Below are 11,302 nucleotides of genomic sequence, written 5' to 3' on the forward strand. Positions count from 1 at the left end.
GACTCGCGCTCAGTGCGCCCGGGTCGCCTGCTCGACCGCGCGCTCGAGGCGGAGCAGCTCGTCGGACAGCGCGACGAGGTCGGCGTCGTGCTCCGGCGCACGGTCGACGAGCAGCTGTCGGAGCCCGGCGGCGTCCGTGCCGAGCACCCTCGCCGTCGCGGCGACGATCTCGTCGACCCCGGCGCTGCGGGGCAGCCCCAGCCGGCCGGCCAGGCGCTCGAGCGTGCCGAGCCGCAGGGCGTCGAGCGCGCGCGTGCGCGCCGAGGAGTTCTCGTACAGCCGCGCGCGGCCCTCCATGGTCTCGCTCGACTTCACGACGACGGGCAGGTTCTCGACGACGAGAGGACCGAAGCGGCGCCCGCGCCACACCATCGCGGCGATGCCTGCGAGCACGAGCAGCCCGGAGGCGGGTGGCAGCCACTGCGGGGTCAGTTCGCCGAGCGTCGGTGCCTCGGCGATGTCGACGTCGAGCGGCGAGGGGAGGTACCAGACGAGCCGCCCGCTCCGCCCGAGCAGGCTGAGCGCGAAGGCGGCGTTGCCCTCCCGCACGATCGAGTCGTTCTGCAGCGGCAGCAGCGACCCCAGCACGACGGTGTCACCCGTCTCGACGACCGAGAAGCGGTCGTCGGCGAGCTCGTAGCAGCCGCTCGCGCCGCCGGTGTCGTAGACGGTTCCGTCGAGCCACAGCGTGCCGCCGTCCTCCGCCGCTCCGAGCGCGCAGCCGGGCTCCACGGCCTCGGGTTCCGGCGCGAACGCGTCCTCGTCCTCGTCGAGCTCCGGTGCGAGCGCGGCGAGGTCGGTGTCGTCGGGCTGCACGAGGATCAGCCGCGCCGAGGCATCCGCGAGCTCGTCGAACCGCGCATCGTCGAGGAAGTTGTTGGGGTCGTAGACGAGCACGTCGGCACCGGATGCCTCCCTGATCGCCTGCTCGAACGAGGCCGCGCCCGACACGTCGACGCCCTCGTCGCGCAGCACCTCGACCACGGCTCGGCTGCCCTCGGGGGCGGGGTTCTCGGGGCTGAGCGGCGAACCGTCGCCCCCGCCGGTGGTCAGCAGCAGCGTCGCGACGGCGACCACGAGCAGGAACGTGACCGCGATGATCCAGAAGCGCACGCGACGGAGTCCCGCGCGGACGGTCGGGGTGGAGACCGTCGTTCCCGGTGCGCTCACGCGGCGACCGCCAGGCGCGGGGTGGCGGAGCGGATGTCGCGCTCGAGCTCGGCGACCGACGCGTACTCGGCGGCGCTGCCGACGCGCCCGAGGTAGCGCACCCCGTCGAAGGTCGTCGCCGCGGCCTCGAGGCGCCAGCCGTGGTCGGGGAAGGCCTCGGCGGCGCGCCGGGCGAAGTCGTGCGCGGTCGATCCGGGGCTCGGCGTCACGATCGTGCGCTCGGCGAGGCCGCGGGCGATGGCGCGATACATCTCGGGGATCGCGGCGGCGAAGTCTCCTCGGGCGGCGGCGGCCTCGGCCGCCTCACGCAGTTCGTCGGCGCTCCGCCCGTCGCGGGCGCCGAACAGCTCGAACGACGCGACGCTCCTGCGATTGAGGCGCGGCAGTCCGAAGACCACGAACGCCACGACGAGCGCGGCGGCGACGGCGAGCCCGATCAGCAGCAGCGCGAGGGCGGGAGGGCCCTCGAGCTCGCCGAACTGCAGGCCCGCGAGCCAGTCCTGCACAGCCTCGGCCACGAGGTCGAACCAGGTCGGCCGGGCCGCCTGGTACTCGGGCTTCGACAGCTCCTCGAGCAGGCGGTCCCGCGCGTCCTCCGGCGTGCCGGGGTCGACGGGCACCTCGGCGGGGAGGATCACGCCCGCCCGCCCTGCGGCCGGGCCGCGTCGCGCGGGCGGAAGGGATCCGCGGCATCCGTCGCGCCCGCCTGCCGCGCCTCGACGAAACGCTGCAGGTCGAGGTCGAGCCCCTCCTTGCGCATCCGGAGGTCGAGGTAGAGCAGGGCGGTCGTGGCGGACTGCACGACGAGGGCGGCCGCGACGAACGCGACGGTGACGAGCAGCGTCAGCAGCAGCACCGCGACGCCGAGCACCCCCGCGAGGGCGGGGTTCGCCCCGGTCGGGTCGACGAGCAGGATCAGCATCGGTGCGAGGAGCGTCACGGGCACCGAGACGACGTTCGCGATGACGTTCACGATCACCGCGACGAGCAGGATGATGCCGAACGTGCGCCAGAAGTAGCCGCCGACGAGGGTCCACGACCGTCGCACGGCCGCGAGCAGCGGCAGGCGCTCGAGCACGATCGCGCTCGGCACGAACGCGAGCCGGGTGCTGAGCCACGCGTAGAGCACGACGAGGGCGAGCGTGCCCAGAATGCCGACGATCACGCCGATCGCGACCCCCGCGCCGCCCCCGATCACCATGAGCGGGATGACGAGGAGCAGCAGCAGCCCGATCGCGAGCAGCACCGCGAGCGTGAGCACGAACGCCCAGCCGATCAGCGCGCCGATGCGGCCCCGGGCGAGGGCCACGAGCTCGCGGAAGCGCAGCTTCTCGCCGAGGGTGCCGCGGGCGACCTCGAGCACGATGACGCCCTGCAGCACGCTCGTCACGATGAGCGACAGCACGGCGGGCACGAGCGAGGAGAGCAGCAGGATGCCGACCGAGCCGGCCTGCACCGCGTCGTAGTCGGCGGGGTCGGCGTTCTCGACGCGGTTGAACGCGGCGACCGCGACGAAGCCGACGAGCAGCCCCGAGATCACGGCGACGAGGCCCTGCAGCAGCAGCGACGCCCCGAAGGTCGGGCGCGGATTGCGGCGGAGCACCTGGAACGACGCCCCGAGCAGGGTGCCGAGGGTCATGGGGCGCAGCGGCACGAGGCCGGGCTTCGGCGGCGGGGCCCACCCGGGACGGGCGCCAGGGGCGGAGCCGAAGGGTTGCCCGGCGGGGGTGCCGAACGGCTGCCCGGCTGGAGCGGCGAACGGCTGCTGCGGCGCGCCGACGGGTTGCTGGGTCGGCGCCGCGAACGGCTGCCCGGTCTGCGGCTGCGACCAGCCGTACTGCGACGGAGCGGCGGGCGCGCCGAAGGGCTGCGGCGGGGCGGATGCCGCGGGCGGCTGCGGCGCCGCGAACGGCTGCGCGGGCGAGCCCTGCTGCTGCGGCGGGGCGGGCGGTACGGGCGGGGCCGGCGGCGGAGGAGGCGTCGCTCCCACGGGCGGGCGCTCGCGGTCGGCGCCCTCCTGTGCGTCGCTCACGGACCCTCCCTCCGCGGGCGATCCCTCCGCCCGGCAGTCATGTTCCCACAGCCCGCCGCGACCACGAAGCGGAGCGGGAGAGCGGGCGCCCGAGCCCCCGTGTCGCGGGACCGTTACTCTGGTGCCCAGCGCCGCGCGGGCGGCCCCGACAGAAGGACCAGATGAGCTCCCGAATCCTCGTCGTCGACGACGACACCGCGCTCGCCGAGATGATCGGAATCGTCCTGCGCACCGAGGGCTTCGAGCCGACCTTCTGCGCGGACGGCGACGAGGCGCTCGGCACGTTCCGCGAGACGAAGCCCGACCTCGTGCTGCTCGACCTCATGCTGCCGGGCACCGACGGGATCGAGGTGTGCGGCCGCATCCGTGCCGAGTCCGGGGTGCCGATCATCATGCTGACCGCCAAGGGCGACACGACCGACGTCGTGGCCGGCCTCGAGAGCGGCGCCGACGACTACGTCGTGAAGCCGTTCAACCCGAAGGAGCTCGTCGCCCGCATCCGCACGCGGCTCCGCCCGGCCCCGCAGACGCAGGCCGACACGCTGCAGATCGGCGACCTCGAGATCGACGTCGCCGGCCACGAGGTGCGCCGCGGCGACACGAAGATCGCGCTCACCCCGCTCGAGTTCGAGCTCCTCCTCGCCCTCGCGCTGAAGCCGCAGCAGGTGTTCACCCGCGAGATGCTGCTCGAGCAGGTGTGGGGCTACCACTACAAGGCCGACACCCGCCTCGTGAACGTGCACGTGCAGCGGCTCCGGGCGAAGATCGAGGAAGACCCGGACAACCCCAAGATCGTCACGACCGTGCGCGGCGTCGGCTACCGGGCCGGCTCCTCCTCGTCCTCCTGATCGGTCAGGCCATGACGGGTCGCCGCATCGTCGACCTCCTGCGCAAGGTGCCGGAGTTCTGGCGCACGTCGCTGCAGTTCCGCGCCGTCGCGTCGACGATGCTGCTCTCGGGCTTCGTCGTGACGCTCATCGTCTCGTCGATGGTCGTGTCGATCGGCACGAACCTCTTCGAGGCCCGGCGCGACCAGATCGAGACCGAGGCCGAGCGCGCGACGCTCCGCGCCCAGTCCCTCTTCGACAACTCGACGGCGACGCAGGGCACCGAGCTCGACACCCTCGGGGCGGAGGCGCGCAACGCGATCCTGCAGTCGACCTCGACCCCGTCGAGCACCGACATCGCGATCTTCCGCGTCGAGGGGCAGGAGGTCGGGCAGGCCGTCCTGCAGAACCAGACGAGCCCGGGCTTCCCCGACGACCAGCCGACCGACGACCTGCGCGCCTCGGTGGCCTCGCAGGCCGACCGGGTGAGCCTCGGCGAACGGGGCAGCCTCTTCCTGCAGTCGATCACGGTGCCTCGGGAGGACGCCCCGGACGTTCCGGGGCTTATCGTCGGCTCCCTGCTCACCGTCCCGGGCAGCGGCGTGTACGAGCTCTATCTCGTCTTCGACCTCAGTGACACCCAGGAGACGCTCACGACGGTGCAGCAGACGCTCGCGATCGGCAGTATCGCCCTGCTCGCGCTCATCGCGATCGTCACGTGGGTCGTCGTGCGGTTCGTCGTCGGGCCGATCCGCGAGGCCGCCGAGACGAGTGAACGGCTCGCTGCGGGGGAGCTCGAGGTGCGGCTGCCCGAGCGGGGCGAGGACGTGCTCGCGACCCTCGCCCGATCCTTCAACGGCATGGCCGACAGCCTGCAGTCGCAGATCACGCAGCTCGCGGAACTCTCGCGCGTGCAGCAGCGCTTCGTGTCGGATGTCTCGCACGAGCTGCGCACTCCGCTCACGACCATCCGCCTCGCCGGCGACGTGCTCTACGACGCCCGCGACGACTTCCCGCCGACGACCGCGCGCACGGCGGAACTGCTGCACGACCAGATCGAGCGCTTCGAGACGCTCCTCGCCGACCTGCTCGAGGTCTCCCGCTTCGACGCCGGCGCCGTGGAGCTCGAGACCGAGCCGACGAACCTCGTGCGGCTGGCCGAGGACGCGATGGAGCAGATGCGCCCGCTCGCGGTCGAGCACGGGTCGAACCTCCGCCTCGTCGCCCTCGGCGGCTACTTCGACGCCGAGGTCGACCCCCGTCGGGTGCGCCGCATCATGCGCAACCTGCTCGGCAACGCGGTCGAGCACGGCGAGGGCCGCGACATCGTCGTCACGGTCGACAGCAACGAGGAGGCGGTCGCGCTCGCCGTGCGCGACTACGGCGTCGGCATGGACGAGGACCAGGTCGAGCACGTGTTCGACAGGTTCTGGCGCGGCGACCCCTCCCGCAAGCGCACGATCGGCGGCACCGGCCTCGGTCTCGCGATCTCGCTCGAGGACGCGCTGCTGCACCGCGGCTGGCTCGAGGCGTGGTCGCGGAAGGGCGCCGGGGCGTGCTTCCGCCTGACCCTTCCGCGCGACATCGACGTGCCGATCACGGTCTCGCCGCTGCCGCTCCCGCCGGCCGACGCGGAGCCGCGTCCGGCGACCGCCCCGATCCCCACGCTCCGCGCGCCGCGGGGGGAGCGGGTGCGATGAGGCGCGTCCTGCTCGCGGTGCTCGCGCTGCTGCTGCCGGTCGCGCTCGTCGGCTGCGTCAGCGTGCCGACGACCGGCCCGGTGATGGAGGGGCAGGTCATCGACCCCGAGGTGCGGCAGGACATCACGTTCCTCCCCTCGCCCCCGCAGCGCGACGCGGAGCCCGACGCGATCCTCCGCGGCTTCGTCGACGCCGCCACCGGCACCGAGGACAACTACGCCGTCGCGCGCCAGTACCTGACGCCCGCGTTCGCCGAGCAGTGGCAGCCGCAGCAGAGCGTGCTCATCCGCGAGGGCATCGAGAGCTTCATCCCGACCGGGACCGGCGACGAGGCCTCCTCCGGCGTGCGCGTCGACTACATCGCGACGGTCGGCGGCAGCGTCGACGCGGCGGGGCACTACACCGAACTCCCGTCGAGCCAGTCCGTCACGCTGTCCTACACGTTCGAGCAGGATGCCGAGGGCCAGTGGCGCATCGCCGACGGCCCCGACGGCATCGTGCTCTCCCGTGCCGACTTCGACGTGCTGTTCTCGCAGCACTCGCTCTACTTCTTCGACCAGACGACCACGTTCCTCGTGCCCGACGTGCGCTGGTTCGCGAGCCGCTCGCAGACCTCCACCCGGATCATCTCGGCGCTGCTCGCCGGGCCGAGCGAGTGGCTGCAGGGCGCCGTGCGCTCCGCGTTCCCGGAGGGCACCGCCCTGTCGGAGCTCAGCGCCGTCACCGTCGACGACGACGGGATCGCCGTCATCGACCTCTCCGACGAGGCGCTCACGGCGAGCGACGCCCAGCTGCGGCTGATGCGGCAGCAGGCCGAGCAGAGCCTCCGCAACGTCCCCACGATCACCGGGGTGCGCTTCACCGTCGACCAGACGCCGCTCACGGTGCCGCAGGGCGGCTCCGAGGCGACGATCGACCCGGCCGTCGACGACCGCACGCTCGTGATGCGCGACGGCGAGTTCGGCTGGTACTCCGGCGGCGCGGTCGGCCCGATCGGGTCGCTGAGCGGCAAGGTCGTCGCACTTCAGGCGACCGCCGCGACCCTCAACTCGCAGATCACCGGCGCCGCGGTCCTCGCCCCGCAGGGGGTGTTCGGCGTGCGGACCGGCGACACCGAGCCCGTGCTGCTCGACGACCGGCCGGGTCTCGTCCCGCCCTCGATCGACCAGCAGGACTACGTCTGGAGCGTGCCCGGCGACAGCCCGTACGCCCTGCAGGCGCGGCCGGTCGACGGTGGCGACCCGATCGCGGTGTCGACGACGTCGCTGCCCGAGGCCTCGCGCGTGGTCTCGATCGACGTGTCCCGCGACGGGTCGCGGCTGCTCCTGCTGCTCTGGAGCGACAGCGGGCCGAGGCTCGTCGTCGCGGGCATCCTGCGGTCCTCGGGCGCCCCGACCGGCCTCACCCAGGCCGTGCTCGACATGCCGCTCGACGAGGGCACCGCGCTCGACGCGACGTGGGTGTCCGACCACAGCGTGGCGACCCTCATCGAGACCGGGGAGGGCCGGTTGGTCGAGCAGCGCACCCTCGGCGGCGGCTCGCTCCGCCTGGGCACGGTCGACGGCGCCACGCGGATCGTCGGCGGCAACAGCACCGCGACGGTGCCCGCCATCCGCGCGCTGAGCGGCAACGGCACGGTCTACGTCCGCGCCGCGAGCGGCTGGGCCGCCGTCATCCGCGACGTCTCCTTCATAGGCACGCAGCAGTAGCCGTTCTCCCCGGTCCCGTCGCGAGCGCCCCGGCCCGCCGGCTTGCGGGCGATGCTCCACGCGTGCCCCTCGCCGACGCCCTGCTCGACGCGCTCGCGGTGCTGTTCCCGGTCGACTGCGCGGGCTGCGGCGAGCCCGACCGCAGCGTGTGCGACGGATGCCGAGCCCAGCTCGTTCCGCACGTCGCACGCTTCGCCCTGCCCGACGGCACCCCGGCGGCGGCGGGCCTCGCGTACGAGGGCACCGTGCGCGCCGTCGTCGCGGGGCTGAAGGAGCGGGGGAGCGGCGCGCTCGCGGGCGCGCTGGCTCCGGCGCTCGCCGCCGCGTCCGCGGAGTTCGGCGGCGGCCGCACCTGGGCGGTCCGGGTTCCCCCTAGCCGGGCCGGCCTGCGCCGCCGGGGGTTCGACCCCGTCGCGATGCTCGCGTCCCGCGCGGGGCTGCCCGTGCTGCCGCGGGCGCTGAAGCCGGTCCGCGCCGCCGGGGAGCAGAAGCGGCTCGGCCTCGAGGAGCGCCGCACCAACCGGCAGGGGTCCCTCGTCGCGGCCCGGCCGCTCAGCGGCATCCGGGTGCTCGTCGTCGACGACGTCGCGACGACCGGCTCGACCCTCGCCGAGGCGGCGCGCGCCCTGCGCGCGGCGGGTGCCGACGTCGTGGGTGCCGCCGTCGTCGCCCACACGCCCCGTCGGCGAAGGTCGACGGATACTCAGGGAACTCCTCAGTGACTTCGCAGAAGGGGCCGGGCTAGCGTTGAACGACCGAAAGGCGTCGGAACCGCCTGATACCGCGGGCGGTGCGCCGAGGAGCAGGAGGTTGTCGTGGACACAAGCATCACGGGCCAGAAGGTCGAAGTCACCGATCGTTTCCGTGAGTACGCAACCGACAAGTCCGAGAAGATCGCGACTCTCGCCGAGAAGGCGCAGGTGCTCGAGGTCCGGCTCAGTCGTCACAGCCAGCCGAACGGCACGGCCGCGAACGACCGGGTCGAACTCACGCTGGTGGGGCCGGGACCGGTGATCCGTGCGGAGGCCGAGGGCCCGGACAAGTACGCGGCCTTCGACCTCGCGTTCGGGCGGATGCTCGAACGGGTGCGCCGGGGCAAGGACAGACGCAAGATCCACCGGGGGCAGCACCGGCCGACCTCGCTGCACGAGGCGAGCGGCGACGGGTTCAGCCAGATCGACATCACGCCGGCGACGACCGAGGTGCTCGACCGTGTCGCGACGGGGTCGATCGCCGTGGTCGACGAGTCGGCCGAGAACGAGGAGAACCCGTACGACGGCTACTCGCCCGTCGTCATCCGTCGCAAGGTGTTCGCCTCGACGCCGATGACGGTGGACGACGCGCTCTACTACATGGAGCTCGTCGGCCACGACTTCTACCTCTTCATCGACAGCGAGTCGAACCGCCCGAGCGTGGTCTACCGCCGCAAGGGCTGGGACTACGGGGTCATCGCGCTCGACGACGACGCCCCCGAGCTGCAGGAGGAGGCGGTCGCCGCGCGCAAGATCAACGCGTAGGACGACGGATGCCGAGAGCGCCCGGTCCCTCCTCGCGAGGAGCCGGGCGCTCCGCCGTTCCGGCTGGGCCTGAGCGGAGCGTTGGTCGCTTCATAGGATGCTCTTAGCTTCCTCCCCGATGGTGCTCCCCATGTCCTCCGCATCCGCCATGCCCCGCCTCACCCGCGCCGACGGCACGCCCGTGCGCGCGCTGGTCGTCGACGACGAGGAGTCGCTCAGCGATCTCGTCGCGATGGCGCTGCGCTACGAGGGCTGGGACGTCCGCACCGCGGAGACCGGCCAGAAGGCGATCCGCACGGCGCTCGAGTTCGCGCCCGACGTGATCGTGCTCGACGTCATGCTCCCCGACCTCGACGGGCTTGAGGTGCTGAAGCGCGTCCGCGCCTCGAACGGCGACGTGCCCGTGCTGTTCCTCACCGCGAAGGACGCGCTCGACGACCGGCTCGCCGGCCTCACCGCAGGCGGCGACGACTACGTGACCAAGCCGTTCAGTCTCGAGGAGGTCATCGCCCGGCTGCGGGGACTCATCCGGCGCACTGCGGTGGCGGCGGATGCCTACGACCCCGTGCTCCGCGTGGGCGACCTCGTCCTCGACGAGGAGAGCTACGAGGTGCATCGCGGTGACCGGCAGGTGTCGCTCAGCGCGACCGAGTTCGAGCTGCTCCGCTATCTCATGCGCAACCCGCGCCGGGTGCTCAGCAAGGCGCAGATCCTCGACCGGGTGTGGAGCTACGACTTCGGCGGCAGATCGAGCATCGTCGAGATCTACATCTCCTACCTCCGCAAGAAGATCGACGCGGGGGAGGAGCCGATGATCCACACCGTCCGGGGCGTGGGCTACATGCTCAAGCCCGCGTCATGAGACGCGGGGCGTGGTCGCTCCGGCGGCGGCTCGTCGTCGGGATGATCGCGCTGACGGTCGTCGTGAGCGCCGTCATCGGCACGATCAGCGTGCTCGCGCTCCGCGGCTTCCTGCTCGACCGGATCGACGACCAGCTCGCGTCCGCGGTCGGCCGAGCCGAGGCGGCGGTCGAGGTGCGCGGCGACGCGTCCGGCGCGCTCGTCGGCGCCGTCGGACAGCAGGCCGGCACCTTCGGCGCGGTGCTCGTCGACGGCACCGTCGTCCGCGCCGAGGTGTCGACGCAGCAGGGCCTCATCCGGGTGCTCGGGGTCGACAGCATCGAGGAGGTCGTCGCGCTGCGGCCCGGGGCGGAGCCGCGCACGGTGCAGCTCGGGACGCTCGGCGACTACCGGATGGTCGCGAGCGCGGGCCCCGGCGGAGCCGTGCTCGTCGTGGGGCTGCCGCTCGACCAGGTCGAGGGCACCGTCACCCAGCTCGGCTGGACAGTCTTCGGGGTGAGCGTCGCGGGGCTCGTGGCCGCGGGCGCGCTCGCGGTGCTCGTCGCGCGCCTCGCCCTCCGCCCCCTCGACCGCGCGACCGCGACCGCGAGCCGGGTGTCCGAGCTGCCGCTCGCCTCCGGCGAGGTCGTGCTCGACGAGCGCGTCGCCGACACCGACCCGCGCACCGAGGTCGGGCGGCTCGGGCTCGCGATCAACCGGATGCTCGGGCACGTGGCATCCGCTCTCTCCGCCCGGCAGGCGAGCGAGGCCAGGGTGCGACGCTTCGTCGCGGATGCCTCGCACGAGCTGCGCACGCCGCTCGCCGCGATCCGCGGCTACTCGGAGCTCACGCGCATGCGCGGCGGCGACCTGCCGCAGGACCTGCGGCACGCGCTCGGCCGGATCGAGTCGGAGTCGCTGCGGATGACCTCGCTCGTCGAGGACCTGCTGCTCCTCGCCCGGCTCGACGAGGGCCGCGAGCTCGACCGAGCGCCCGTCGACCTCGTCCCGCTCGTGCGCGACGCGCTGAGCGACGCCGCCGTCGCGTCGAGCGACCACGAGTGGGGCCTCGATGCGCCGGAGACCCCGGTCGTCGTGCTCGGCGACGCGCCGCGGCTGCACCAGGTCGTCGCGAATCTGCTCGCGAACGCGCGCGTGCACACCCCGCCGGGCACCTCGGTCACCGCCGGGGTGCGAGTGGAGGGGGAGGCCGCGGTGGTGACCGTCGCGGACGACGGCCCCGGGGTCGACGAGAGCGTGCGCGACACCCTCTTCGAGCGCTTCGCGCGCGCCGATTCGTCGCGCTCGCGGAACGCCGGCAGCACCGGTCTCGGGCTGTCGATCGTCGCCGCCGTCGTGGCGGCGCACGGAGGTTCGATCGGCGTCGACAGCAGGCCCGGCAGCACCGTCTTCACGGTGCGGCTGCCGCTCGCTCAGGGCGAATTCCAGGCGCGCGATGGGGCAGCCGCGCCGCAGCGAACCCGTCGCTAGCATTGCTAGAGTTACG

10 protein-coding genes are annotated in these 11,302 nt (G+C 73.3%); 7 read left to right on the forward strand and 3 right to left on the reverse strand.

All coding sequences use genetic code 11. From position 1 onward, the window contains the following. Positions 1 to 9: 9 nt before the first annotated feature. From JUB10_RS05865 to JUB10_RS15020, 3 genes are read right to left on the reverse strand one after another with little or no spacing between them, the layout of a single operon-like run. Positions 10 to 1,170 (reverse strand): DUF4350 domain-containing protein, encoded by a 1,161-nt coding sequence (locus tag JUB10_RS05865; protein WP_207454730.1) that lies wholly within the window; start codon positions 1,168 to 1,170, stop codon positions 10 to 12. Then, the gene (locus tag JUB10_RS05870) at positions 1,167 to 1,808 is read right to left on the reverse strand and encodes a DUF4129 domain-containing protein (RefSeq protein ID WP_207454731.1); all 642 of its coding nucleotides are present in this window, start codon (positions 1,806 to 1,808) and stop codon (positions 1,167 to 1,169) included. The genes JUB10_RS05865 and JUB10_RS05870 overlap by 4 nt, the downstream gene beginning before the upstream one ends. After that, positions 1,805 to 3,202: a glycerophosphoryl diester phosphodiesterase membrane domain-containing protein gene (locus JUB10_RS15020; protein WP_307859110.1), complete on the reverse strand. Its 1,398-nt coding sequence runs from the start codon at positions 3,200 to 3,202 to the stop codon at positions 1,805 to 1,807. Before JUB10_RS15020 ends, JUB10_RS05870 begins: the two co-directional genes overlap by 4 nt. A gap of 161 nt (positions 3,203 to 3,363) precedes the next feature. Here JUB10_RS15020 and mtrA point away from each other — a divergent pair, with 161 nt between their 5' ends. The 7 genes from mtrA to JUB10_RS05910 all read left to right on the forward strand — a co-directional run bounded on the left by mtrA (position 3,364) and on the right by JUB10_RS05910 (position 11,286). Next, a complete protein-coding gene (gene mtrA, locus JUB10_RS05880) occupies positions 3,364 to 4,050 on the forward strand; it encodes an MtrAB system response regulator MtrA (protein ID WP_207454732.1) in 687 nt (228 codons plus the stop codon). Positions 4,051 to 4,061: 11 nt separating this feature from the next. After that, a complete protein-coding gene (gene mtrB / locus JUB10_RS05885) occupies positions 4,062 to 5,729 on the forward strand; it encodes an MtrAB system histidine kinase MtrB (RefSeq protein ID WP_207454733.1) in 1,668 nt (555 codons plus the stop codon). Beyond that, positions 5,726 to 7,438, forward strand: coding sequence for an LpqB family beta-propeller domain-containing protein (locus JUB10_RS05890; protein ID WP_207454734.1), 1,713 nt, complete (start codon positions 5,726 to 5,728; stop codon positions 7,436 to 7,438). The genes mtrB and JUB10_RS05890 overlap by 4 nt, the downstream gene beginning before the upstream one ends. Before the next feature lie 62 nt (positions 7,439 to 7,500). Further along, on the forward strand, positions 7,501 to 8,160 hold the full coding sequence (locus JUB10_RS05895) for a ComF family protein (RefSeq protein ID WP_207454735.1): 660 nt from the start codon (positions 7,501 to 7,503) through the stop codon (positions 8,158 to 8,160). Positions 8,161 to 8,253: 93 nt separating this feature from the next. Next, the gene (hpf, locus tag JUB10_RS05900; protein WP_207454736.1) at positions 8,254 to 8,955 is read left to right on the forward strand and encodes a ribosome hibernation-promoting factor, HPF/YfiA family; all 702 of its coding nucleotides are present in this window, start codon (positions 8,254 to 8,256) and stop codon (positions 8,953 to 8,955) included. A 130-nt stretch (positions 8,956 to 9,085) separates the two neighbouring features. Beyond that, a complete protein-coding gene (locus JUB10_RS05905; RefSeq protein ID WP_207454737.1) occupies positions 9,086 to 9,817 on the forward strand; it encodes a response regulator transcription factor in 732 nt (243 codons plus the stop codon). Further along, a complete protein-coding gene (locus tag JUB10_RS05910) occupies positions 9,814 to 11,286 on the forward strand; it encodes a sensor histidine kinase (protein WP_207454738.1) in 1,473 nt (490 codons plus the stop codon). The genes JUB10_RS05905 and JUB10_RS05910 overlap by 4 nt, the downstream gene beginning before the upstream one ends. Positions 11,287 to 11,302 lie beyond the last annotated feature (16 nt).

Origin of the sequence: Desertivibrio insolitus, from assembly GCF_017355965.1 — a bacterium.
GTDB lineage: Bacteria > Actinomycetota > Actinomycetes > Actinomycetales > Microbacteriaceae > JAFIQW01.

Coding starts and splice junctions, on each gene's coding strand:
- mtrB (WP_207454733.1), top strand. CDS start 4,062: ATGACGGGTCGCCGCATCGTCGACCTCCTGCGCAAGGTGCCGGAGTTC.
- JUB10_RS05910 (WP_207454738.1), top strand. CDS start 9,814: ATGAGACGCGGGGCGTGGTCGCTCCGGCGGCGGCTCGTCGTCGGGATG.
- JUB10_RS05890 (WP_207454734.1), top strand. CDS start 5,726: ATGAGGCGCGTCCTGCTCGCGGTGCTCGCGCTGCTGCTGCCGGTCGCG.
- mtrA (WP_207454732.1), top strand. CDS start 3,364: ATGAGCTCCCGAATCCTCGTCGTCGACGACGACACCGCGCTCGCCGAG.
- JUB10_RS05905 (WP_207454737.1), top strand. CDS start 9,086: ATGTCCTCCGCATCCGCCATGCCCCGCCTCACCCGCGCCGACGGCACG.